The organism is Pedobacter sp. AC163 (assembly GCF_979258665.1).
On record NZ_OZ409872.1, the window covers coordinates 3,671,338 to 3,695,814 of the forward strand.

21 protein-coding genes are annotated in these 24,477 nt (G+C 38.4%); 17 read left to right on the top strand and 4 right to left on the bottom strand.

Annotated features, from left to right (window positions below; genetic code table 11):
- The first annotated feature begins 67 nt into the window (after positions 1-67).
- From secA to ACZZZK_RS16005, 11 genes are all read left to right on the top strand, one after another.
- Entirely contained in the window at positions 68-3,370 is a 3,303-nt protein-coding gene (secA, locus tag ACZZZK_RS15955) for a preprotein translocase subunit SecA (RefSeq protein ID WP_463485000.1), read from the top strand.
- A gap of 115 nt (positions 3,371-3,485) precedes the next feature.
- Positions 3,486-3,749 carry a type II toxin-antitoxin system Phd/YefM family antitoxin gene (locus tag ACZZZK_RS15960; RefSeq protein WP_463485001.1) on the top strand — a complete coding sequence of 88 codons (264 nt, stop codon included), beginning with the start codon at positions 3,486-3,488 and terminating at the stop codon, positions 3,747-3,749.
- A gap of 3 nt (positions 3,750-3,752) precedes the next feature.
- Entirely contained in the window at positions 3,753-4,028 is a 276-nt protein-coding gene (locus ACZZZK_RS15965) for a Txe/YoeB family addiction module toxin (RefSeq protein WP_463485002.1), read from the top strand.
- A 136-nt stretch (positions 4,029-4,164) separates the two neighbouring features.
- Positions 4,165-4,608, top strand: a complete 444-nt coding sequence (locus ACZZZK_RS15970) for an SPOR domain-containing protein (RefSeq protein WP_463485003.1) — start codon at positions 4,165-4,167, stop codon at positions 4,606-4,608.
- Positions 4,595-5,779, top strand: coding sequence for a M20 metallopeptidase family protein (locus ACZZZK_RS15975; RefSeq protein WP_463485004.1), 1,185 nt, complete (start codon positions 4,595-4,597; stop codon positions 5,777-5,779). Before ACZZZK_RS15970 ends, ACZZZK_RS15975 begins: the two co-directional genes overlap by 14 nt.
- Before the next feature lie 57 nt (positions 5,780-5,836).
- A complete protein-coding gene (locus ACZZZK_RS15980; RefSeq protein ID WP_463485005.1) occupies positions 5,837-6,778 on the top strand; it encodes a hypothetical protein in 942 nt (313 codons plus the stop codon).
- Positions 6,779-6,835: 57 nt separating this feature from the next.
- Positions 6,836-8,413 (top strand): serine hydrolase, encoded by a 1,578-nt coding sequence (locus ACZZZK_RS15985; protein WP_463485006.1) that lies wholly within the window; start codon positions 6,836-6,838, stop codon positions 8,411-8,413.
- 16 nt (positions 8,414-8,429) lie between these two features.
- Complete coding sequence (locus ACZZZK_RS15990; RefSeq protein ID WP_463485007.1) at positions 8,430-9,089, top strand: SGNH/GDSL hydrolase family protein; 660 nt, start codon at positions 8,430-8,432, stop codon at positions 9,087-9,089.
- A 145-nt stretch (positions 9,090-9,234) separates the two neighbouring features.
- Positions 9,235-11,223 (top strand): DNA primase, encoded by a 1,989-nt coding sequence (gene dnaG / locus ACZZZK_RS15995; RefSeq protein ID WP_463485008.1) that lies wholly within the window; start codon positions 9,235-9,237, stop codon positions 11,221-11,223.
- Positions 11,224-11,332: 109 nt separating this feature from the next.
- Entirely contained in the window at positions 11,333-11,698 is a 366-nt protein-coding gene (locus ACZZZK_RS16000; RefSeq protein WP_463485009.1) for a YraN family protein, read from the top strand.
- Positions 11,676-12,758 carry a glutaminyl-peptide cyclotransferase gene (locus tag ACZZZK_RS16005; protein WP_463485010.1) on the top strand — a complete coding sequence of 361 codons (1,083 nt, stop codon included), beginning with the start codon at positions 11,676-11,678 and terminating at the stop codon, positions 12,756-12,758. Before ACZZZK_RS16000 ends, ACZZZK_RS16005 begins: the two co-directional genes overlap by 23 nt.
- A gap of 822 nt (positions 12,759-13,580) precedes the next feature.
- Here the strand turns inward: ACZZZK_RS16005 and ACZZZK_RS16010 are convergent.
- The 4 genes from ACZZZK_RS16010 to pgi form a co-directional block, all read right to left on the bottom strand.
- Positions 13,581-14,111, bottom strand: coding sequence for a DUF4251 domain-containing protein (locus tag ACZZZK_RS16010; protein WP_463485011.1), 531 nt, complete (start codon positions 14,109-14,111; stop codon positions 13,581-13,583).
- Positions 14,112-14,260: 149 nt separating this feature from the next.
- Positions 14,261-16,342: a M16 family metallopeptidase gene (locus ACZZZK_RS16015; RefSeq protein ID WP_463485012.1), complete on the bottom strand. Its 2,082-nt coding sequence runs from the start codon at positions 16,340-16,342 to the stop codon at positions 14,261-14,263.
- A 29-nt stretch (positions 16,343-16,371) separates the two neighbouring features.
- Positions 16,372-17,685: a M16 family metallopeptidase gene (locus ACZZZK_RS16020; RefSeq protein WP_463485013.1), complete on the bottom strand. Its 1,314-nt coding sequence runs from the start codon at positions 17,683-17,685 to the stop codon at positions 16,372-16,374.
- Between the two features lie 199 nt (positions 17,686-17,884).
- Positions 17,885-19,531 (bottom strand): glucose-6-phosphate isomerase, encoded by a 1,647-nt coding sequence (gene pgi / locus ACZZZK_RS16025; RefSeq protein ID WP_463485014.1) that lies wholly within the window; start codon positions 19,529-19,531, stop codon positions 17,885-17,887.
- Positions 19,532-19,689: 158 nt separating this feature from the next.
- Here pgi and ACZZZK_RS16030 point away from each other — a divergent pair, with 158 nt between their 5' ends.
- The 6 genes from ACZZZK_RS16030 to ACZZZK_RS16055 all read left to right on the top strand — a co-directional run bounded on the left by ACZZZK_RS16030 (position 19,690) and on the right by ACZZZK_RS16055 (position 24,409).
- Entirely contained in the window at positions 19,690-20,214 is a 525-nt protein-coding gene (locus tag ACZZZK_RS16030; RefSeq protein ID WP_463485015.1) for a hypothetical protein, read from the top strand.
- A gap of 180 nt (positions 20,215-20,394) precedes the next feature.
- Positions 20,395-21,699, top strand: a complete 1,305-nt coding sequence (locus tag ACZZZK_RS16035) for an amidohydrolase (RefSeq protein ID WP_463485016.1) — start codon at positions 20,395-20,397, stop codon at positions 21,697-21,699.
- Between the two features lie 63 nt (positions 21,700-21,762).
- A protein-coding gene (gene prfB, locus ACZZZK_RS16040; RefSeq protein ID WP_463485017.1) for a peptide chain release factor 2 occupies positions 21,763-22,837 on the top strand; the annotation gives its coding sequence in 2 pieces (ribosomal slippage) (positions 21,763-21,822 and positions 21,824-22,837; 1,074 coding nt in all).
- Between the two features lie 69 nt (positions 22,838-22,906).
- A complete protein-coding gene (locus ACZZZK_RS16045) occupies positions 22,907-23,107 on the top strand; it encodes a hypothetical protein (RefSeq protein ID WP_463485018.1) in 201 nt (66 codons plus the stop codon).
- On the top strand, positions 23,089-23,487 hold the full coding sequence (locus tag ACZZZK_RS16050; protein WP_463485019.1) for a type II toxin-antitoxin system VapC family toxin: 399 nt from the start codon (positions 23,089-23,091) through the stop codon (positions 23,485-23,487). The genes ACZZZK_RS16045 and ACZZZK_RS16050 overlap by 19 nt, the downstream gene beginning before the upstream one ends.
- Positions 23,480-24,409 (top strand): alpha/beta hydrolase, encoded by a 930-nt coding sequence (locus ACZZZK_RS16055; protein ID WP_463485020.1) that lies wholly within the window; start codon positions 23,480-23,482, stop codon positions 24,407-24,409. The genes ACZZZK_RS16050 and ACZZZK_RS16055 overlap by 8 nt, the downstream gene beginning before the upstream one ends.
- Positions 24,410-24,477: the final 68 nt, after the last annotated feature.

Below are 24,477 nucleotides of genomic sequence, written 5' to 3' on the forward strand. Positions count from 1 at the left end.
ACAAGTCAATATTCTGGTTGTTGGAATCAACCCTTTTTTAATAATAAATAAGATTTAAAATATAATAATGTTAGGATTTTTAGCGAAGATTTTCGGAAGTAAATCAGAGAGAGATATAAAGGCAATTCAGCCATTGGTTGTTGCCATAAATGAACAATTTAGTAAACTATCGGTACTTAGTAACGACGAATTACGTGGGAAAACCATCCAATTCAAAGAAAAAATAGCTTCTTTTTTAGCTGATATCGATAGTAAAATTGCTGCGTTAAAAGCTGATGCTGAAGGAGATGGTTTGGATCTTCATCAAAAAACTGCCATCTACGATCAGGTTGATGCTTTAGGTAAAGAGCGTGATACTGAATTGGAAAAAGTGCTATTGGAGATTCTTCCTGAAGCATTTGCTGTAGTTAAGGAAACTTCTCGTCGTTTAAGCGAGAACGATTATCTAGAAGTAACGGCCACACAGTTTGATAGAGATTATGCTGCTCGTAAAAGCAATGTGAAAATCGTTGGCGACAAAGCTCAATGGGCTAATCGCTGGGATGCCGCGGGTACCGAAGTAGTATGGAACATGGTTCACTACGATGTCCAGTTAATTGGTGGTATTGTTTTGCACAGTGGTAAAATTGCCGAAATGGCTACTGGTGAGGGTAAAACTTTGGTTTCTACCTTGCCAGCATATTTAAATGCGCTTGCCGGTCAAGGTGTTCACATTGTAACGGTGAATGATTATTTGGCCCGTAGGGATAGTGAGTGGAATGGTCCACTATTCGAATTCCACGGAATTAGTGTCGATTGTATTGATAAGCATGAGCCAAACTCTGAGGAGAGAAGAAAAGCTTATGCGGCAGATATTACTTACGGAACCAATAACGAATTTGGCTTTGATTACCTGCGTGACAATATGTCGCAAACACCTGATCAATTGGTGCAGCGTAAACAACATTTTGCCATGGTTGATGAGGTCGATTCAGTTTTGATTGATGATGCCCGTACACCATTAATTATTTCAGGTCCTATTCCTCGTGGAGATGAGCACGAGTTTTATGAATTAAAACCTCGTATTGAGCGTTTGGTAAATGCCCAGAAAGCTTATGTTTCTTCTGCTTTAAATGAGGCTAAAAAGTTAATCAATGCAGGTAACACCGGTACCGAAGAAGGTGAAGGTGGTTTGGCGCTATTACGTGCTTACCGCGGTTTGCCAAAGAATAAAGCATTAATTAAATTTTTGAGTGAAAGCGGTGTTCGTGGTTTGTTGTTGAAAACTGAAAACTACTACATGGCTGATCAATCTAAGAATATGCCTAAGGTTGATTCGGAATTGTATTTCTATATAGATGAGAAAAACAATCAGGTAGAGTTAACGGAGAAAGGTATCGAATTGATTACTCAATCTGGGGAAGATCCTCATTTCTTTGTATTGCCAGATGTTGGTACTGAAGTAGCTGAATTGGAAAAATCTGATATGCCTTTAGAAGAAAAGGTTGTTCAAAAAGATGCTTTAATGCGTGATTATTCTGTTAAAGCAGAGCGAATTCATTCGGTAAATCAATTATTAAAAGCCTATACTTTGTTCGAAATTGATGTGGAATACATCATCGATGAAGGGAAAATTAAAATTGTTGATGAGCAAACGGGTCGTATTATGGATGGCCGTCGTTACTCTGACGGTTTACACCAGGCTATTGAGGCTAAAGAAAATGTTAAGGTTGAAGATGCAACTCAAACTTATGCTACTGTAACGCTGCAAAACTATTTCCGTATGTACCACAAACTTTGCGGTATGACGGGTACAGCAACCACGGAAGCAGGCGAATTCTGGTCGATCTATAAATTAGACGTGGTTGAAATTCCCACCAATAGAAACATTTCACGTCTGGATCAGCAGGATTATGTTTACCGTACTGTTCGGGAGAAGTATAATGCCGTTGCCGATGAGATTGTAAAATTAACTGAAGCAGGCCGACCAGTGCTTGTAGGTACAACATCGGTAGAGATTTCCGAATTATTGAGCCGTATGTTGAAGCTTCGGGGAATTAAGCACAACGTACTGAATGCAAAAATGCACCAAAAAGAGGCTGATATTGTTGCAGAAGCTGGTCAAGCAGGAACAGTAACTATTGCAACCAACATGGCTGGTCGTGGTACCGATATTAAATTAGGCGCAGGTGTTAAAGAAGCTGGTGGTTTGGCAATTGTGGGTACTGAGCGTCATGAGTCTCGTCGTGTAGACAGGCAGTTACGCGGTCGTGCTGGTCGTCAGGGCGATCCAGGTTCGTCACAATTCTTCGTTTCGTTAGAAGATAACTTAATGCGTTTATTCGGTTCTGAAAGAATTTCAAGCATTATGGTTCGTATGGGTATCGAAGATGGCGAAGTGATTCAACATTCGATGATTACCAAATCTATCGAACGTGCTCAAAAGAAAGTAGAGGAAAACAACTTTGGTATCCGTAAACGTTTGCTGGAGTACGATGATGTGATGAACTCTCAACGTACTGTTATTTATGCTAAACGTAAAAATGCCCTTTTTGGCGAGCGTTTAGATGTAGATATGAACAACATGGTTTATGATGTTGCTGAAGATATCGTTAATGAGTATAAACAAGAAGGAAATTACGATGGTTTTAAACTGGAAGTAATTAAAAACTTCTCTTTGGACACTGAAATTACAGAGAAAGATTTCTCGTCTACCAATGTAGCGCAATTAACAGAGCGTTTATTTGAAGAGGCTGAATCATTTTACGCTCGTAAGTCAGAAGCCATTATTCACCAGTCGTTACCCGTTTTAACTCAGGTTTACGAAGAACGTGGTGAGCACATAGAGCAAATTGTAGTTCCATTTACCGATGGTATCCGTGGAATTCAGGTTGCTGTTGATTTAAAGAAAGCAATTGATAATAAGGGAAAAGAAGTTATTCGTTCATTTGAAAAAACAATTGTTCTGGCCTTGATTGATGATAGCTGGAAAGAGCATTTACGTGAAATGGATGATTTGAAGCAATCTGTTCAAAATGCAGTTTATGAGCAGAAAGATCCATTGGTGATTTACAAAATGGAAGCTTTTAACTTGTTTAAAAACATGCTTAACGCAGTGAATAAAGAAGTAGTAAGTTTCTTGTATAAAGGCGGTATTCCTGTTCAGCAAGAAGCTGATGAGGTTAGAGAAGCACCCGCACCTGTTAAACAACCGAAATTGCAGACTACTAAGCAAGAGTTTGGTGCTGAGCAGCCAGGTGTAGAATTTGGCGATACCCGCGAGGCCGTTCCGCAACAACCGATTCGTAAAGAAGCAACCGTTGGACGTAATGAGCCTTGCCCATGTGGAAGTGGCAAAAAGTTTAAAAACTGCCACGGAGCGAATTTGTAAAGGAGTTTTTAATCATGAATATTAAAGTCTTAGCACTCGCTAAGGCTTTTTTTATTTTGGTAATTTGCAACAACGTACAATTTGGTGTACATTTGCAAGTACTAAAATTGTTTTTATGAAAGCTGTAACAATTTCTTCACTGAGGAATAACATGAAGAGCTATTTTGATGAGGTGTGTTCAACAGAAGATATTTTAATTGTTCCTCGCAATAATAATGAGGATGAAGCTGTAGTTGTAATTTCTATTAAGGAATATAATGCACTGACAGAAACAGCACATTTAATGTCGACAGAGGCTAATCGTAAACGATTAGAAAGTTCGATTGAAAGCGTGAAAAAAGGTAATGTGAAACACTTTATACTTGATGACGAAGTATAATATATGAACATTGTATTTACAGAAGAAGGATGGGAAGACTTTGAGTATTGGAGAGATAATGATATTGAAGCTGAGAAAAAAATTAGGGACTTGCTTAAAGACATCAAAAGAACTCCATTTCATGGCTTAGGTAAACCGGAGCCTTTGAAACATAATTTAAAGGGGTTTTGGTCTCGGCGTATTACCGGTGAACATCGTTTAGTATATCAAGTTTCGGGTACTAAAGGTAAAGATCAACAGTGTGCGGTAATTCAATGTCGGTTTCATTATAATAAATAAATATCATTTTCCTGATTTTAGACAGTTACGAAGAATAAAACTACCATTTGCACAACCCATAAAGAATGCCGATTTTTGCGAAGAATTCGGCATTCTTGTTTTTAAACAATTCTGGAATGATCATGGTTAATTACAAATGAAGATAATACTCACGCTAATACTAAGCTTATTTCTGTTTTCAGCATCTTTTGCTCAGCGAGGCGAAGTAACTGTTATAAAAGATCCACTCATCGATAGTTTGATCGCAAAGCGTTCCGAAGTTTACAAAACTACTGGTGAAGTGAAAATAGGTAAGCCAATTGTCTCTTCTTATGGCTATCGGGTGCAAATATTTTACGGTTCGGATAGGAGAGAAGTGTTTAATCAACAGGCCCGATTTAAAAGTCTCTACCCAAAATTTAATACTTACCTTATTTACAAGGAGCCTAATTATTACATTAGAGTGGGCGATTTTAGAACACGTTTAGAAGCACAACGTTTGATGAATGAAATCCGACCTGCTTTCCCAACATTGTTTATTTTTAGGGAAAAAATTAATGCGCCACAATTAGATACGACTATCACTGATGATCAAAAATAAAATCCAAGAACTTGCTGCCTCTATTTTTAATGATGTAGTGGGTTACCGTCAACATATTCACGCCAATCCTGAATTATCTTATCAAGAGTTCGAAACTTCAAAATTTGTCAAAGACAAGCTATCGGCTTGGGGAATCGAATTTACCGATTGCGCAAACACAGGCGTTGTAGGTTTAATTAAAGGAAATTTAGCATCAGATAAGGTGATTGCTTTACGTGCTGATATGGATGCCTTGCCAATTCTGGAAGCGAACGATAAACCATATGCGTCTAAGAATCCAGGCGTAATGCATGCCTGTGGTCACGATGTACACACCTCTTCACTTTTAGGTTCAGCTTATATCCTAAATCAATTGAAGGCTGAATTTGGTGGTACTATCAAATTGATCTTCCAACCTGCAGAAGAGCTGTTACCAGGTGGTGCGAGTATCATGATTAAGGAAGGCGTTCTTGAAAATCCGAAGCCAAATTACATCGTTGGTCAGCATGTGATGCCTTTAATAGAATCAGGAAAGGTTGGTTTTCGTTCAGGTATTTATATGGCGTCAACCGATGAGTTATACGTGACCGTAACCGGGAAAGGTGGTCACGGCGCACAGCCGCACCAAAATATAGATCCGGTTTTAATTGCCTCACATATCATTATTGCCTTACAGCAAATCGTTTCCCGTAATGCCGATCCGCGTTTGCCATCGGTTTTGTCGTTCGGTAAAGTAACAGCAAATGGCGCAACCAACATCATTCCAAATGAAGTTAAAATTGAAGGTACTTTTAGAACTTTAGATGAAGATTGGAGAGCAGAGGCACATAAACGCATGAAAAAAATGGCCGAAGGTATTGCCGAAGCCATGGGCGGAAGTTCTGATTTTGATATCCACAAGGGCTATCCTTTCCTTATCAATGAGGAAAAATTAACGGCTAATGCCAGATCATTCGCTGAGGAATTTTTAGGCAAAGAAAATGTAATTGATTTAGACATTTGGATGGCTGCTGAAGATTTTTCTTTCTACTCACAGGTAACAGATGCTTGTTTTTATCGTTTAGGTACTGGTAACGCAGCAAAGGATACGCAGTATTCTGTGCATACGCCAAAGTTTGATATCGACGAGGATGCACTTAAAATTTCTACAGGTTTAATGGCTTATATCGCCCTAAAGCAGCTCGGAAATTAATTGATGTAGTGGAACAATCAAGATCTCACTTACATCATCATATTTATACCATTATACATGAAGAAATTATTTTTGTTTACCATTTTATCCGCTTTCATTTTTAGTGGTTTTGCTCAAGAAATTCCTCGTTTTAATCCCGATACGATTAAAACAATTACTTTAGATTCTGTGGTGAATATCAAGGCGGAGCGATTAAACATCGAAACCTTCATTAATAAAGTGGTAAATGATACATCTTTTTATCAATCATTCAGAGACATGAAGCGCTACAGCTTCATAGCTGAAAACAGAATCTTCAGCTATAACAAGAAAAACAAAGTTGATGGAAAAATTTATCGGAAAATAAAGCACAACAACGCCGGCCAGTATAAAATGGAGTATTTGGTGAAAGAAGAAAGTGGTAATCTTTATAAGAAAAACGGTAAGTATCAACTGTATACGGTAGAAATGTTCGATTACATTTTTATGAATGCCTATAATACCGATTTTGTGCCCAATGCACCAGCCGCTGACGGAAAAGGTGGTACCAATGAGAGCTACAAAAACAAGTTAAAAACGCTAATCTTCAATCCCGGTCGGCCGGTTAAAGTGCCATTTATTGGCAGTAAAACAGAAATTTTTTCGGCAAATATGCGCCAGTATTATGATTATGCCTTTACCAGTGGAACTTATTTAGATTCCATTCCTGTTTATCGCTTTAAAGTTTCTGTCAAACCAGATATCTCCAGTTGGACAAAAGATGGTATCATGATCAAAGAACTGGTTACCATTTTTGATAAACGAAATTTCAATATTTTGGGGCGTTATGTTGATATGAAATATGGCAACATGCTGTTTGATTTTGATGTTCAGATGAATATTGAAATGGGTTATTTCGGCGATGATAAACTCCCTACAAAGATTACGTATCAGGGAAATTGGGACTACCCTTTCAAAAAAGAAGAGCGGGCAAGCTTCCTTATTGTACATAAAGATTATAAGCTCGAAAAGGATAAGTAGGCGAAAAATGCTCCTGAAAGAATTATTATCTTTAAGCGATATTTAAACCCAAATTCCATGCAATTATCCTTTCAAAAAATCCTTATACAGGTGAGTTTTCTACTGATCTTTTGCAGTACGAATCTGTCTGCTCAGGTACTTACATCTAAACAAATCGACAGTGTTGCAGAAAAAACCATAACGGCTTTAAACGTTCCTGGTATTGCGGTAGCAGTAGTAAAAGATGGAAAAGTAATCCACGCCAAAGGTTATGGGGTTCGGTCTTTAAAAAACAATTTAAAGGTTGATGAAAATACCCTTTTCGGTATTGCCTCGAACACCAAAGCGTTTACAGCAGCAGCCTTAGCCATGCTGATAGATGAAAAAAAAATTACCTGGGACACGAAAGTAACTGACATAATTCCTGAGTTTAAATTATACGATGCATATGTTACTTCTGAGTTTACCATCAGCGACTTACTTTCGCATAGAAGTGGCTTAGGTCTAGGTGCCGGTGATTTAATGATTTGGCCTGATTCTTCCACGGTTTCGAAAAAACAAATCATTCACAACTTAAGGTATCTCAAACCTGTCTCTAGTTTCCGTACCAAATGGGATTACGATAACTTACTTTACATCGTGGCAGGCGAAGTAATCGAACGGATTTCTGGAATGAAATATGAAGATTTTATTGAGCAAAAAATTGCGCAACCATTAGGCATGAATAGTACTGCGCTTTCTTTTAATCGATTAAAAGATAAGACGAATATTATTGATGCACATGCGCCTGTTAACGGGAAAGTGTCGGTCATCCCAAAAGATTTCTCCGAGAATAGCAATGCCGCTGGTGGAATGAATTCGAGCGTAGCAGATTTAAGCAAATGGGCGATTATGCAATTAAACGGAGGGAAGTATGGCGAGAAGTTAGACAAAACCTTATTTAGCAAAGCTTCGCAGAACAGAATGTGGACCTTGCATAGCATCATTCCTGCTGGAAAAGGCGATTATAACAGGCATTTCTTTGGTTATGGATTAGGTTGGTTTTTGAGTGATGAAAAAGGTTATATGGTGGCTGAGCATACCGGTGGTCTGGCCGGAATGGTAAGTGAAGTAACTTTAATACCAGATTTGAAATTGGGAATTATTGTGCTGACGAATCAACAATCTGGAGGCGCTTTTACTGCAATTACTGAAGCCATTAAGGATGGCTATTTCGGTATCAAGGGCAAAGACAGAGTTAAAGTAGTAACCGACAGTGAGAAAGAAGATAAGGAAGGCGCTAAAAAAGTGACTGATAAAATTTGGGCTGATATCGCCTCTGCTCAAAAAGACGGTACTAATAAGCCAGACTTAAAAAATTATTTCGGTACTTACAACGATGTTTGGTTTGGTGTAGTCACCATTAGCAATGTAAATGGGAAAATGCATTTCCAGGCAAAAAACTCCCAGAAGTTAACCGGCGATATGGTGTATTACAAAGGCAATACCTTCATTGTTAAATGGTACGATAGAAGTATGGATGCGGATGCATTTGTGAACTTTTCGCTTGATAGCGAAGGAAAACCTACAGGCTTTAAAATGGAGGCAATTTCTCCATTAACCGATTTTAGTTTCGATTTTCAGGATCTGGATCTAAAAAAGATTGATCAAAAATAATCAAACCTATATTTCAATGAAAAATTTATTCAGAACAGGCATTTTACTAAGCTTTTGCCTAATTGCATTAACTTCAATGACATTTAAACCAAAACATATTATCTTCTTTGGAGACTCTATCACGCAGCAAGGCGTTTCGAAAAATGGCTATGTTACCCTAATAAAAAAAGCTTTAGATTCTACCAAGTATGCTGTTACAGGAGCTGGTATTGGTGGCAACAAAGTGTACGATTTGTATCTGCGCTTAGAAGATGATGTACTAAATAAAAAACCAGATCTGGTAGTTATTTATGTGGGGATTAATGATGTTTGGCACAAACAATCATCACATACCGGAACTGATTATGATAAATATTTAAAGTTTTATCAAGCCTTAATTAACAAAATTCAGGGTGTTGGTAGTAAGGTGGTTTTAGTTACTCCATCTGTTGTGGGAGAAAAGAAAGACGGAACCAATGAACTTGATGCAGACTTAAATAAATATGCTGAAGGGATAAGAAAGCTGGCTGCAAAAAACAATTTACCAGTCTGCGATTTGAGGAAAATCTTCACAGAGTACGAAGCGAAAAACAACCCTGAGGACAAAGATAAAGGTATTTTAACTACAGATCGTGTTCATTTAAACGAGGTTGGAAATAAATTGGTGGCTGATCAGTTATTGCCTTTGGTGAAATAACCCCCTAGTCCCCTAGAGGGGCAATTACTGGCAAGGATGAAATAGTATGATAAACGTAAAATTCCATAAAGCGATATAAAAACAAAGTTTTGGGAATAGGTATTAAAACGAAAGAAAGGAAAAGCCCCTTTAGGGGTTTGGGGTTATGATAAACCGCGAAACGATAGATAAGATAATGGATACCGCCCGAATTGAGGAGGTAGTAGGGGATTTTGTGCACTTAAAAAAACGCGGAACTAGTTTAATTGGCAATTGCCCGTTCCATGGCGAAAAAACCCCTTCTTTCCACGTTTCGGTAACCAAGGGGATTTACAAATGCTTTGGATGCGGAAAAGGAGGCGATTCGGTGCGTTTTATCATGGATCACGAGAAATATTCGTATCCGGAAGCGCTTAAGTTTTTAGCCAACAAATACAATATTGAGGTTGAGGAGACTGAACTCACGCCGCAAGATGCCGAGGCACAAAGCGCCAAAGAAAGTTTGTACATCGTATCTCAATTTGCATCAACATTTTTTGTAAAACAACTTTGGGAAACAGATGAAGGGAAAGGAATTGGACTCAGCTATTTTAAAGAGCGTGGTTTTCGGGAAGATATCCTTAGGAAATTTGAAGTAGGTTATTCGCCCGATGTTTGGGATGCACTGACTCAAAGCGCTACCAATGCAGGTCATAAACTAGAGTTTTTAGAATCTACCGGATTATCTATCAAAAACGATAATGGGAAAATTTACGACCGCTTTCGTGGCCGGGTGATGTTTCCTATTCATGGTTTTACAGGCAGGGTAATTGGCTTTGGTGGCAGAACCCTCAAAACCGATAAAAACGTACCTAAATATGTAAACTCTCCCGAAAGCGAAATTTATCACAAATCGAATGTTCTTTATGGCTTGTTCCATGCGAAGAAGGCAATTCGAGATTTGGATAACTGTTATCTGGCCGAAGGATATGCCGATGTACTTTCTGTACATCAGGCAGGTATAGAAAATGTTGTCGCTTCGTCCGGAACTTCTTTAACTGTTGAACAGATTAAACTTATTGGTCGTTTCACGCAAAATATTACGATTTTATTTGATGGTGATGCCGCCGGGATAAAGGCTTCATTGCGTGGTTTGGATATGATTCTGGAAGAGGGACTAAACGTTAAGATCGTTTCATTTCCCGATGGGCATGATCCCGATTCCTATATGCATCATGTAGGTGCTGGCGCTTTCAAGACTTATTTAGAGCAAAATCGAAAAGATTTTATCCTTTACAAGGCCAATGTTTTATTGAAGGATGCTGGCGATGATCCGATAAAGAGGGCTGGAATTATCCGCGATATTGTAGAAAGTATTGCGAAAATCCCTGACCCAATTAAGGCGTCGGTTTTTGTTCGTGAATCGAGCAGCCTGCTTGAAATTGAAGAAAAGATTTTGATGAGCGAGTTGAATAAAATGCGCTCAAACAAAGTGAAGAAAAACTTCGAAAGCAATCAAAGGGCTCAAAGTAATTTTTCAAACAACAATAGTAATCCTTATTCTTCTGGTCCCCCTGAGCCGTTAGGGCCGCCAGACGATTTTTGGGATGACAATGCTGGCCCGGATAGCCAACAAACAGCTTCGGGAACAGACGAAATTCAGGAGAAGGAAATAGTACGCTTGTTGTTAACTTACGGGCATGAATTTGTAAATTGGGACAAAATCGATGACATGTATATCGGTTCGTTTATTATGCAAAACCTGGCAGACGTCGACTTTGAGAATTCGCTTTGTAAAAGGATTATCGAGCATTATAAAACGGAGATTGACAACGGAAGATTACCGACTGCAAATCATTTTATAAAACATGAAGATCGCGACCTTGCAGATTTAGCTATCACGCTTTCTACATCAGAATATGCTTTAAGTGAAAACTGGCTTAATAAACACCTGATTTACGTTAAAGATGAAAGTATGAACCTCAAAGCAACCATTTTAGGAGGTATCTTTCATCTGAAGAAAAGAAAGGTTGATAAGATTTTGACCAATTTGTTAAAAGAAATCAAAGACGAAAAGGATGCAGATAACCAAATGATTTTAATGCAGCGTTACGGTGTAATTAAAGGAGTGGAACGGGAAATATCTAAGTTCTTAGGTTCAGTAATTGTGAAATAGGATCAGAATTAACAAGACTTAGGGATTTTTAGATCAGGGCAGTTTATTCATTTCTTCATACAGGTATCATTCACTCATTCAAAAATCGATTATTCAATAATTCATCAAAATGGCAATTCATAACGATTTAGGGAGAGAAGGAGAAAGTATTGCAAAACAATATTTAGAGGGTAAAGGTTACGAAGTGCTGGACGAGAACTGGACGCATGGTAAATCGGAGATAGATTTAATAGTGTATAAAGATGGAATTATGGTTTTCGTGGAGGTAAAAGCCCGAACATCTGTTGCCTTTGGCCAGCCGGAGGAGTTTGTACATGATGGAAAGCGGAAACAAATGGAGCTGGCCGCAACTGAATATATAGAAATTATGAATCATCAAAATGATATTCGTTTTGATATAATTGCGATTACCTTTACAAAAAATAAAAGTTATAACCTAAATCACATTGAAGATGCTTTTTGGCCTGAAGAATAACCAAATCAAAAACTCACTTTTCATCGCAATTATCGTTGTATTTGTCAGCTCATGCAAGGATGATAAACCAGGGGAATATAGAAGTTTCTTATCGCCGATGATTGGCTTAAATGTTCCTGTTGGAAATGAATTTGAAGTTAAAGTTCAATTTGGAAAGGACAAGAGAGTAGATTCTGTTGTCTATTTAATTGATACAGCTAAAGTTATCGCTAAAACGGACACTTCGGTCGTTAAGCTTAAAACAGCAGGATTGAAGCTGGGAAGCCATATTTTAACTGCCAAAATTTACGAAGGTACAGAAGCTGAAGAGCTAACGACCAATATTAATGTATTGGCTGCACAGGCACCAGTGGAATATACTTACAAAGTAATTAAAACACTGCCTCACGATACTGCTTCATACGTGGAAGGTTTAGAATATCATGATGGATTTTTTTATGAAAGCGCTGGCGATTACGGCCATTCGAGTCTGCGCAAAGTAGAACCATCAACAGGTAAAATAGTTCAATCAACACCGGTTGATAAACAATATTTTGCAGAGGGAATCACGGTTATTGGTGATAAAATCATTCAACTTACCTATCGTGAAAAAGTGGGTTTTGTTTACGACAAAGCTACCATGAAAAAACTTTCAGAATTTTCTTACACTACCGGAAGAGAGGGTTGGGGTTTAGCTTTTGATGGAGAAAAGGTGCTTAACACAGATGGTTCAAATACAATCTTCTTTTTAGATAAAGATAAGTACAACCGCATCGGTTCTATTGATGTTTATGACAATAAAGGGCCAATTCAAAATCTTAATGAATTAGAAGTTATCGATGGAAAAATCTACGCTAATGTTTACACCACAAACGATATTTTGATCATCAACCCAGATAATGGCGCTGTTGAAGCACGTATCAATTTGGCAGGGATTTTTTCTGCAGATAATTTCAAAACCGAAGACGAAAAGGCGAACAATGTGCTGAACGGGATTGCCTACGATAAAGCAACAAAAAGCCTGTTTGTAACGGGTAAAAAATGGCCCCATATTTATCAGATTCAGTTGGTAAAGAAGTAAAGATAATTCTCAAATGGTCGGTAGAACACCGACCACGAACAGTCTTCATTCTAAAATTAATGTTTTTAATCTAAGTCTTTGCCTCGCCTGCCTTCTGCAGGCAGGCAAAGACGACTGCTATAAACGGCCGTCATCCTCAGCTTGCCATATCTAAAAATGCTTGCTAATTCCAAATCATAAACGTTTCGCATAATCGGTCGTCATCCTCAGCTTGACTGGGGATCTTACTCATATTTCTTATCTATCGCTTTAAGATTCCCGCCTACGCGGAAATGACGGGATGGCTGTGCGATACTGTTCGCTGATTTCAAACCATGAACGGTCGGTATAAACGGCCGTCATCCTCAGCTTGCCTGGAAATCTTAACGCAATTTCTTATCTATCGCTTTAAAATTCCCGCCTACGCGGGAATGACGAAGTGGCTGTGCGATACTGATTGCTTATTCCAAATCATGAACGTTTTGTATAAACGGCCGTCATCCTCAGCTTGACTGGGGATCTTAATCCTACCTCTTACATGTCGCTTTAAGATTCCCGCCTACGCGGAATGACGAAGTGGCTATGCGATACTGCTTGCTGATTCCAAACCATGAACGTTTTGTATAAACGGCCGTCATCCTCAGCTTGCCTGGGGATCTTTATCATATTTACGTATTTGTCGCTTTAAGATTCCCGCCTACGCGGGAATGACGGGATGGCTGTGCGATACTGGTTGCTTATTCCAAATCATGAACGGTTTGTATAAACGGGCGTCATCCTCAGCTTGACTGGGGATCTTAATGCCCAATACAGGATTAGATTTCCACCTCCTTCTTATAAATTTTAATCTTTCTTCTTCGACTCTTGCAATACCCCATTAAAAGTAATCGGTTGCCTATTGTTTCCCGAGGCAACTAAAGTAGCGTATCCACTTGTAGAAACATTTAACGTAAACCTATAATTTTCCCTTTTAACATCCTTCGTATTTATCTGAACAGTATAGGCACCTTTTTTACTCACAGTTTGCTTGTAAGTAAAATCTTTTGAAGTAAACTTTATTCCGCCTTCATTCGGGTTATATGGTGCACTAAATGCTCTTCCATAAAATGGTAAGTAAGCAATAATGCTATCCTTAGTTACTGTTAAGTCGTAGTTACTTCCTGATAAATTGATGTAAGATCCACTTGGATTTCCGGGCATTCTTTCCAAAACTCTTGAAACATCCATATTAGCCATCGGGATCGCAGAATTGGCTACAAATGTATAGTTCTGCTCTTTAATTATTTTTTCTGTGGTTTGTTTATCTGTCTGTGCGAATAATGATAATGATGAGCTCACCAAAACCAAGCTCAGTATTAATCTTAATTGTTTCATAACTTGTGTGTTTTAAAGTATAACAATTTAAAGATGTGCAAGTTTCAAACATTCCATAAATGATCATGATGAAAAAGTAGAGATAGTCACCAAAAATAAAAAGCCGTTACATTTTAAATGCAACGGCTTTCTATCTTCAAAATAACTCGTTAATTAAATTCTTCTGCTTTTAGGGGCGGATTCACTTTAATTTCCTTAATTATAATGGCAAACTCTTGCGAGCCTTGTGGAGTTTGGACGCTTTGCGTCAATGAATGAGGAAATAATAGGTCTTCTACTTTCTTGTAATCACCATACTCCGTCGATTGACTAATTTCTACAGTGCCCTTTGTTACCGTTTTTTCATCTTTCAAAAGCAAACCAGTCTTGACATCATAATATTCAGTTTTCTTTTTGCCAGATGGTGAAGTAATTGCTAACTTATAAGCGTCGGCTGTTCCTACTTTTGCTGTTCCCGCCGATTCAACTTTCCAGCCATCAGTGGCATAGTACAATTGACTTACCAAACCTTTTTCCTCTTTCTTTTCTGTCAGGTCATCTCCAGTTAATTCTTTCTTTTGCCCCATTTGCGTGGCATATCCCGTGGTTCCATTAAAAACTTGTTTCATTGCAGTTTGTCCCATCATAGATATTTCCATGCTATTTGAGTTCGGCGCCATGTTTTTCATGGTTACAGTTAACTTGTTGCCCTGCATGTCCATTTCACCATTTTGTTGTAACGACGTGATCTTCTTAATCGCTGCTTCTCCACCTATTGCTGCAATGTAACTTGCTATAACATCTTTAGCAGCTTTTGTAGTGGCTGTGCTAGTAGTAGCGGCAGCTGTAACAGGCATTGCGTAACTATCAAATTGATTGACTGTAAACCCAGCTTTCTTTAAGCCTGGAATAAAAGCTTCCGTTTTTCCAACAATTACTACACGGGTATTGTCATGATTGTAATATTTTTTGGCAACCCTTAAAATGTCGTCAGCTGTTACCGCATTTAATTTTTGTAAGTAAGTACGGTAAAAATCTTTAGGTAAATCATTAATCAAAATACTGCTAGCAAAGCCAGCAATACGGGCAGGGTTTTCGAGGCCTAATGCAAAGCTTCCATTATAAAGGTTTTTTGCATTTTGCAGCTCCTCCGCAGATACCTTTGCCGTACGGATGGTATTTATCTCTTTCAAAAATTCAACTACGGCACTATCAACTTTTTCATTTCTAACGGCTGCGTTAGCGGAGAATTTCGACTGAAATCGTCCGGCGCCTGTGCTAGAATAGGCGCCATAAGTAAAGCCATGTTTTTCACGTAGATTCATAAATAATCTGGATTCCGAACCTCCGCCTAAGATTTGATTAGCTAATAGAAGTGGAAAGTAATCAGGATTGCTCATTGGTAAGTCGATTAAATTTACCACCGTAATTTCAGATTGTACCGCGTTGCTTACATTGATTACATCAACTTCAGTTTTAGCAGGATTGCTCACTTTTGCTAATGTAGGTAAAGTCAATGTTGCGCCTTTCCAATCGCCGAATGCTTTTTCTGCAAGCGCTTTTGCCGCTTCTGGTTTAATATCGCCAACAAAAGTTAAATAACCTCTAGATGGAGTGATGTATTTGGCATAAGCGTTTTTCACATCAGCCAAAGTTAAACCGTTAATAGATGCTTCCGTCTCAAATTCTCCGTTAGGATGATTTTTTCCATAAGCCAGGGCATCTACCACACGTGAAGATATTGCTTTGGCATTTTTTTCGTTTGATTTTAACCCCGTGATTGTTTGAGATTTTATCTTTTCAAAAGAAGCTTCAGGGAATGCGGGCTTTCTAATACTTTCTGCCATTAAAGCGAAAGCCTGAGGAAAATAACGGGTTAAAGCTGAAGCCGAACCTCCCGATGCACTAGCGCCAACATCGGCACCTAATTGATCTACCGCCTCATCGAATTGGACCTTGGTTTTAGCGGTTGTTCCTTCATTTAACATGCTTCCCATTAAGCCCACCACGCCAGCTTTAGTGCTTTCGGTAATCGGACCAGCATCGATACTATAGCTCGCTGAGATTTTCGGTAACTTATGATTTTCTACCACTAAAACAGTGATGCCGTTGGCCAGTTTATAAATTACCGGATCGCCAATAGTAATTACAGGCGCCGGACCAGGTTTTGGTTTTTGACTGCGATTTATAGTTTGTGCCGAAATACCTTGAGCCAATAAGGAAATTGCAGCTATTATGAATAATTTTTTCATGATTTTAAATAATGTAAGATATAAAGCACTTATTTCTTAGGTAAGTAATACAAAACAACTCGTTGATTTTTGCCTAGGTATTTCTTAGCAACGTCTCTGATTTCCTCACGGGTAATCGATCTTATTATTTCTAATTCTTTGTTGATGTCGTTTGTATCTTTATCGTGGAAGGTGTAACCTGCAGCTAAATTTTCGGCAACTCCGAGCATTCTGCTGTTAGCGCTTACGTAATCGTTTTCAAATTTATTCTGCAACTTTTTATAATCGCTTTCGCTGATTAAATCCGTTTGTAAACGCGATACTTCTTCATCGATATCTTTCAATAAATCGTTTAGTGGGGTGTTTTTATTTGGTAGGGCTAAAGTGATATAAGCACCGTAATCCTCTAAACTGTAATTGAAAGCCGCTACTTGTAAGGCTGTTTTCTTTTCATCAACCATTTTAGTACTCAATCTTGAGCTTCCGCCACCCGATAAAATAGAGCTGATCATACCTAATACTTTGCTATCTCTGCTTTTCATTCCCGGTACGCGATACGCTGCAAATATTGCCGGAATTTGAATATTGGCATCGTAAGCGGTATCGATAATCTCTTTGGTGATTTCTGGTAGCTTGAACTCCTTGCGAACAACCGGTGCTCCTTTTGGTACCTCGTTAAAATAAGCTTTAACCAGACCTTTGGTTTTTTCGATATCTAAATCGCCAGCAATAGTTAAAACCGCATTGTTAGGGATATAATATTTTTTAAAGAACGCAATGAATTCACTAAGTTTTGCAGCATCTAAATGTTCCATTGAGCCAATTGGCTGCCAACGATAAGGATGGCCAGCAAACAACTGTGAGAATATTTTTTCGGTAAACTTTCCGTAAGGCGCATTATCAATTCGCAATCGTTTTTCCTCTTTAACAACTTCATTTTGGGTTTTTACGCCAACTTCATTAATTACAGGGTGCAACATTCTTTCACTTTCTAACCAAAGGCCTAATTCCAATTGATTTGAGGGGAACACTTCATAATAAAAAGTACGATCTTGAGAGGTATTTGCATTGTTCTGCCCGCCATTGCTACTCACCAATTTCATAAATTCACCGCGTTTGATATTATCCGATCCTTCAAATAATAAATGCTCGAAAAAGTGTGCAAAGCCTGTGCGCTCTGTTTCTTCATCTTTCGAACCAACATGATACATTACAGAAACGGCTACTACAGGTGCGGTTTTGTCTTGATGTAAAATAACGTGAAGACCATTGTCAAGGTCGAACTCCGTAAATTGTACTTTTTGAGCAGAGGCACTTAAACATAAAATGGAAAGGGCCGAAGCAAAAAGAAATCTTTTTTTCATTCGTAATTTGTTTTTAATGATTAGAAACAATCAAAGGCGAGAAGCGAGAGAAAATTTCATTAATAAGTTAATTTGGATTTGCCACTTGGCTAAGGGTGCCCTAAAATATTGATTATAAATAGAAAAAGCGAGTATAAAACTCGCTTTTTGCTAAACTTTGTTTGATTTTCTTTTCAAAAGCCAAAACTACCTGTAGGTTTTACCTCCAAGTCTTATATTGATTAATCAAACCATTGGTCGAACTGTCGTGGCTCGCCACTTTCTCATCACCTTCCAACTCTGGAAGAATTTTTTTAGCCAATTGTTTACCTAACTCCACACCCCACTGATCAAAGCTGAAAATATTCCATATGACACCCTGAACAAAAATTTTGTGCTCATACATAGCTACCAAGCTCCCTAAAGTGTATGGCGTAATTTTTTTCAATAAAATAGAGTTCGTTGGTCTGTTTCCTTCAAAAACTTTAAACGGAGCAATTTTTGAAATGTCTTCTGCCGACTTGCCATCTTTTTTCAGTTCTTCGGTAACCTCTTCTTCGGTTTTACCGTTCATTAAAGCTTCGGTCTGCGCAAAAAAGTTAGATAGTAAAATCGGGTGATGGTCTCCCAGTGGATTTAAGCTTTGAGCCGGAGCGATAAAATCAGCAGGAATAATTCTGGTACCTTGATGGATCAGTTGATAAAATGCATGCTGCCCATTTGTACCAGGCTCGCCCCAAATAATTGGCCCTGTTTCATAATCAACTTCGTTGCCATTTCTATCTACATGTTTGCCGTTGCTTTCCATATCTCCCTGTTGGAAATACGCTGCAAAGCGATGCATATATTGATCGTAAGGTAAAATTACCTGCGTTTCTGCATTGTAAAAATTAATATACCAAACGCCTAATAATCCTAAAATTACAGGAATGTTGCTTTCAAATTCTGCGGTTTTAAAGTGGTTATCTGTTGCATGGGCACCAGCTAAAAGTTCTTTAAAATTATCGAAGCCAATACTTAATGAAATAGATAAACCAATTGCACTCCATAAAGAATACCGGCCGCCAACCCAGTCCCAAAATTCGAACATGTTTTCGGTATCAATTCCAAAAGCTGAAACATCTTTAGCATTGGTAGATAAGGCAGCAAAATGTTTGGCAATATCATTCTCTTTACCACCATTTTCTAAAAACCACGAGCGGGCAGAATGCGCATTGGTCATGGTTTCTTGTGTAGTAAATGTTTTCGAAGCCACCAAAAACAAAGTCGTTTCTGCGTTTAATCCTGAAAGGGTTTCAGCGATGTGCGTTCCATCAATATTAGAAACGAAGTGAATATTCAGATGGTTCTTGTAGTGTTTCAAGGCTTCGGTAACCATTACAGGTCCTAAATCTGAACCTCCGATTCCTATGTTCACAATATCGGTAATGGCTTTTCCTGTATAACCTTTCCATTCACCACTGATAATGCTGTTGCTAAATTTTTCCATTTTGGCAAGCACGGCATTTACTTCAGGCATTACATCCTTGCCATCAGCCAAAATGGGTATATTGCTTAAATTACGCAGTGCAATATGAAGTACAGAACGATCTTCAGTTTCATTAATTTTATCGCCATTGTACATGGCTTTAATGGCTTCGTCTAATTTACACTCGCGGGCCAGTTGAATTAACAAAGCCAAGGTTTCATCTGTAATTCTATTCTTGCTGTAGTCTAGCAAGATATCTTCAAAAAAAACAGAAAATTTGTTGAAACGATCTGCATCTTCTGCGAAAAGATCTTTAATGCTTTTTTGATTAATATCTATAAAATGATCGGCCAGGTATTTATATGCCTCGGTTTCAGTAAAATTTATTTTTGGTAGCATAGTCTTTGTTTTTTGTAAAAGTAATAAAGCAAATTTTTAATTCTGTCTTTTAATGTTCAAAAATCCATAAGAATTTTTATTGTTGAATCTATAGTGTAACTTTAATATTAGTCCCCGTTGAAATTTTGCACCCAACAATAAAATAAATAACAAACGATATGTTAGAAAATTTAAATGAATTGGTGCGTGAAAACGTACAGGACAGCGTTGTAAATAACAGCGAAATTCCAAATGAGCAAAATGAACAGGTAATTCAAGCGGCTTCAGGTTCCATTTTTGATACGTTAAAAGATCAAATTTCCTCTGGAAATGTAGGTGGATTAGCCGAAATTTTTAATTCTGGAAATGCAGAAGGATCAGCGGTTACACAGCAGGCAGCTGGAAGTTTTACAGATAAATTAGCGGGTTTAGGCATAAATGCAGAAACAGCTAAAAAATTGGCTGCAACGGTAATCCCCGTAATCATTGGAAAACTAACCCAAAAAACTGCCGATCCAAATGATAGTTCGTTCAATATTAAAGATGTACTGGGCAGTTTGGCTGGTGGAAGTGATGGTAAATTTGATGTGAGCGATGTAATTGGGATGTTTAACGGAGGCGGACAAGCGCCTGCAGCTAACCAAAATGATGAAAATCCTGCCGAAGGTGGGATATTAGATAAGCTGAAAGGCATGTTTAATTAGCGATTTTTAAATTGAAAGAAGCTGTATCATAAATCTAAACATCTTCAACTTTGTCACGTTGAGCTTGTCGAAACGCCTTAATTGGTGTTTTAATAAGTAATTCGACAGGCTGAAAATAACAGATTGTTTATATGATACAGCTTTTTCTTGTTAAATTAGCCATTCAACTAATCATCTCCTATGAAGAAATTATACATCATCCCTTTTCTGCTGATTTCGTTAGCCAGCCTTGCTCAGCAATCAGATTTACATTCATCTGTTGCCAAAAAAGCTGATGCGTTAGAACAAAAAGTAATCGCCTGGCGAAGAGATTTTCATGAACATCCTGAATTGGGCAATACCGAAACCAGAACAGCGGAAATCATTGCAAAGCATCTCGAATCGTTGGGCATAATGGTAAAAACGGGCGTTGCTAAAACTGGTGTGGTTGGCATTTTAAAAGGTGGTAAGCCTGGTCCGGTGGTTGCATTACGGGCGGATATGGATGGCCTGCCTGTTACCGAGCGAGTAAATATTCCTTTCGCTTCAAAAGTAAAGACACATTATAACGGACAAGAAGTTGGTGTAATGCATGCTTGCGGTCATGATAGCCACATGGCCATTTTAATGGGCGTAGCAGAGGTCCTGGCATCTATGAAAAAGGATATCCCTGGTACAGTAAAATTCATTTTTCAACCCGCAGAAGAAGGTGTTCCGGCAGGAGAAGAAGGCGGTGCCGCTTTGATGATTAAGGAAGGCGTACTGGAAAACCCAAAAGTTGAAGCTATTTTTGGCTTACACATCAATGCACAAACAGAAGTTGGGAAAGTAACCTATCGCCCGGGTGGAACAATGGCCGCGGTAAATGATATGAAAATTACGGTTACAGGCCGGCAAGCGCATGGTGCTTACCCTTGGAGCAGTATTGATCCAATCGTCATTTCAGCACAAATTGTAAACAATCTTCAAACCATCGTTAGTAGAAATTTAAATGTTACGGAAAACCCAGGAGTGGTCACTATTGGCGCTATAAATGGTGGCGTTCGTTCGAACATCATTCCTGAAAAGGTAGAAATGCTCGGAACGGTTCGTAATTTCAGCAAAGAAGATGAAGCGATGTTCATCGAGCGTATTAAAACCATTGCCACTAAAACAGCCGAGGCTGGTGGTGGAACTGCAGAAGTTAAAATTCCATATAGCAATCATTATCCGGTAACATTCAATGATATCGCATTAACAGAAAAAATGCTTCCAAGTATGAAAGCAACTGCCGGAGCCGACAATGTAATGCTTAAGCCGCCTGTTACTGGCGCTGAAGACTTTTCATTTTTTCAGGAAAAAATACCAGGCTTGTTTGTCTTTCTTGGTGGCATGCCAAAGGGTAAAGATCCTTTAAAAACGGCTTCTCATCATACCCCTGATTTTTATTTGGATGAAAGTGGCTTTGTGTTAGGCGTAAAATTATTATCCAATTTAACGCTGGATTATATGGGGATGAAGAAGTAAGAACGAGTTTTAAATCAATCGATCTGGTCAGTTAAATCAACTCAATTTTATATATTTGCCATTATGACCAAAGAACAGATTCAGGATTTAAGAGACAGAGTAACGTCTCTGAGGAGGCATCTTTGACGTCGATGAGCTACTATACGCCGTCCGTGAAGAGGAAAAATTAACGATGGCGCCCGATTTCTGGGACGACCCAAAAAAAGCAGAAAAAATATTAGCAGAAATCAGTTCAAAGAAAAAATGGACAGATGGATTTAATCAAACCAATAATGCGGTAGAAGATGCAGCAGTGATGTTTGAGTTTTTTCAATCTGGCGATGCATCAGAAACAGAACTCCAAGAGCAATTTGAGATCAGCAAAACTTCAGTAGAAGAACTGGAGCTCAAAAATATGCTCCGTAACAAAGAAGATCAACTCTCCGCCGTGGTGCAAATTACGGCCGGTGCTGGAGGAACCGAAAGTTGCGACTGGGCCTACATGCTCATGCGGATGTATATGATGTGGGGCGATAAAAATGGTTACAAAATTACCGAACAAGATAGTCAGGAAGGGGAGATTGCAGGAATAAAATCGGTTACGCTTCAGTTTGATGGCGACTTTTCTTATGGCTATTTGAAAGGGGAAAACGGCGTTCATCGTCTGGTGCGTATTTCTCCGTTTGATTCGAATGCCCGTCGCCATACTTCTTTTGCATCGGTTTACGTTTATCCGTTGGTTGATGATACCATTCAGATTGACATCAATCCGGCAGATATTGAATTTGAAACTTTTAGAGCAGGTGGAGCCGGTGGACAGAACGTAAATAAAGTGGAAACCGCTGTTCGTTTGTACCACAAACCATCGGGTATCATCATCAAAAATCAGGAGTCGAGATCGCAGTTGCAGAATAAAGAGAATGCTATTCGTTTACTTAAATCTCAATTATATGAAATTGAAGAACGTAAACGCAATGAAGCCATTGCTGCGGTAGAAGGATCGAAGAAAAAGATAGAATGGGGTTCGCAGATTAGAAGTTATGTGCTCGATGACCGAAGGGTTAAAGATCACCGTACCAACTATCAAACCTCTAACCCTGATGCCGTTTTAAATGGTGATATCAACGACTTTTTGAAAGCTTATTTAATGGAATTTTAAAACTCACATCTAAATTTTACTTTTTGTATATTTGATTTGCGGACAGTTTTATTTAATCCCCATATTATTATGAATACGCTGACTATTGAGTTAACAAACGAAAAGGCTTATAAAATTTTGAAAGAGCTAGAGGAACTAAAACTTATAAAAGTTCTAAAAAACTCTGTGAAAATATCTGCGTTAAGAAATCAAATTAAAGAACCTATGAGCGCAGGAGCAATCGATGCTCAGCTTAATGATTTGCGTGGTGAATGGCAAAGAGATATTTGATTGACACCTCAGCGGCTATAAAGTATCTTAATGGTACCTTCCCATCTGATGGCTTAACTTTCATGGATAACGTTGTTGATACTGAAGCGGTAATCTCATTCATTTCAGAAATAGAGTTGCAAGTGTGGAAACCCAAAAATCCTGATGACATCATCATCTATCAAAGATTTGTATCTGGTGCGCTGATATTGGGTTTAGAAAATGGGGTTATTACAGAAACAATTAGAATAAGAAAAAACTATAATTTAAAGTTACCTGACGCGTTGATAGCAGCTACCTCTTTAGTGCACGATTTAATATTAATAGCAGATAATGATAAAGATTTCGCCAGAGTAGAGCAATTGAGTTGCTTAAATCCAAATAACTTTTCCAATGAATAAAATATTACTAACCTTAATGATGCTCTTTTGTTTTTTTTCGATGCAAGCACAAGAAGTAATTCCTTTGTATACTGATAGCATTCCAGGGGCAAAGCCTACACCCTCAACTTATGTCGAAAATACCGAGGTAAGATCTAATGGTACATTAAGCGTTACGAAGGTTTCGATACCAACACTTACGGTATTTGAAGCGCCAAAAGATATCGCCACCGGAACAGCAATAATTATTTGCCCGGGGGGTGGTTATGGAGCGCTTGCTTTTAGTCATGAGGGAACAGATGTAGCCAAACGTTTCAATGCCATTGGGGTAACCGCTTTTGTTTTAAAATATCGTTTGCCGAGTGATCAAATCATGGTTGATAAAACTTACGCATTGCTTCAGGATGCACAGCAAGCCATTTATTTAGTAAGAAAGGCTGCTAAACAATACAATATCAAAAGCAATAAGATAGGGATAATGGGCTTTTCGGCAGGTGGACACTTCGCCTCTACCTTAGAAACACATTATAACGATTTAAAAATAGCGAACCCGGAAAAAATAGATTTACGACCAAGCTTCGGTGTGCTGGTTTATCCAGTAATTAGTTTCGAAGAATCGGTACACACAGGGACGATGAAAAATCTATTAGGGCCAAATCCGCCAGATTCGTTAAAAAGGTACTTTTCTGCAAATGAAAATGTAACTAAAAAAACACCTCCAACTTATTTCGTACACGCTAAAGATGACAAAACCGTACCTGTAGCAAATAGCGAATTAATGCATAAAGCATTACTTGCTGCTAAAGTTCCAAGTAACCTTTTCTATTTTGAAAAAGGCGGTCATGGCTTCGGGCTAATTAACAAAACGAGCACCACCGACTGGTTTAGCCTGATGGCCGGATGGTTAAAAGTTCAAAAATTTAAAGTAAAAGGAAATTTCTAATCTGGGCTAAAAGCCAATAGTTTCTGGAAAGAATAATTTTAATATATTTGTAGCCAACAATTTACGCT

Bases quoted from the DNA above. Each gene is read 5' to 3' on its own strand.
- secA (WP_463485000.1), top strand. From the start codon at position 68: ATGTTAGGATTTTTAGCGAAGATTTTCGGAAGTAAATCAGAGAGAGAT.
- ACZZZK_RS15960 (WP_463485001.1), top strand. From the start codon at position 3,486: ATGAAAGCTGTAACAATTTCTTCACTGAGGAATAACATGAAGAGCTAT.
- ACZZZK_RS15965 (WP_463485002.1), top strand. From the start codon at position 3,753: ATGAACATTGTATTTACAGAAGAAGGATGGGAAGACTTTGAGTATTGG.
- ACZZZK_RS15970 (WP_463485003.1), top strand. From the start codon at position 4,165: ATGAAGATAATACTCACGCTAATACTAAGCTTATTTCTGTTTTCAGCA.
- ACZZZK_RS15975 (WP_463485004.1), top strand. From the start codon at position 4,595: ATGATCAAAAATAAAATCCAAGAACTTGCTGCCTCTATTTTTAATGAT.
- ACZZZK_RS15980 (WP_463485005.1), top strand. From the start codon at position 5,837: ATGAAGAAATTATTTTTGTTTACCATTTTATCCGCTTTCATTTTTAGT.
- ACZZZK_RS15985 (WP_463485006.1), top strand. From the start codon at position 6,836: ATGCAATTATCCTTTCAAAAAATCCTTATACAGGTGAGTTTTCTACTG.
- ACZZZK_RS15990 (WP_463485007.1), top strand. From the start codon at position 8,430: ATGAAAAATTTATTCAGAACAGGCATTTTACTAAGCTTTTGCCTAATT.
- dnaG (WP_463485008.1), top strand. From the start codon at position 9,235: ATGATAAACCGCGAAACGATAGATAAGATAATGGATACCGCCCGAATT.
- ACZZZK_RS16000 (WP_463485009.1), top strand. From the start codon at position 11,333: ATGGCAATTCATAACGATTTAGGGAGAGAAGGAGAAAGTATTGCAAAA.
- ACZZZK_RS16005 (WP_463485010.1), top strand. From the start codon at position 11,676: ATGCTTTTTGGCCTGAAGAATAACCAAATCAAAAACTCACTTTTCATC.
- ACZZZK_RS16010 (WP_463485011.1), bottom strand. From the start codon at position 14,111: ATGAAACAATTAAGATTAATACTGAGCTTGGTTTTGGTGAGCTCATCA.
- ACZZZK_RS16015 (WP_463485012.1), bottom strand. From the start codon at position 16,342: ATGAAAAAATTATTCATAATAGCTGCAATTTCCTTATTGGCTCAAGGT.
- ACZZZK_RS16020 (WP_463485013.1), bottom strand. From the start codon at position 17,685: ATGAAAAAAAGATTTCTTTTTGCTTCGGCCCTTTCCATTTTATGTTTA.
- pgi (WP_463485014.1), bottom strand. From the start codon at position 19,531: ATGCTACCAAAAATAAATTTTACTGAAACCGAGGCATATAAATACCTG.
- ACZZZK_RS16030 (WP_463485015.1), top strand. From the start codon at position 19,690: ATGTTAGAAAATTTAAATGAATTGGTGCGTGAAAACGTACAGGACAGC.
- ACZZZK_RS16035 (WP_463485016.1), top strand. From the start codon at position 20,395: ATGAAGAAATTATACATCATCCCTTTTCTGCTGATTTCGTTAGCCAGC.
- ACZZZK_RS16045 (WP_463485018.1), top strand. From the start codon at position 22,907: ATGAATACGCTGACTATTGAGTTAACAAACGAAAAGGCTTATAAAATT.
- ACZZZK_RS16050 (WP_463485019.1), top strand. From the start codon at position 23,089: ATGGCAAAGAGATATTTGATTGACACCTCAGCGGCTATAAAGTATCTT.
- ACZZZK_RS16055 (WP_463485020.1), top strand. From the start codon at position 23,480: ATGAATAAAATATTACTAACCTTAATGATGCTCTTTTGTTTTTTTTCG.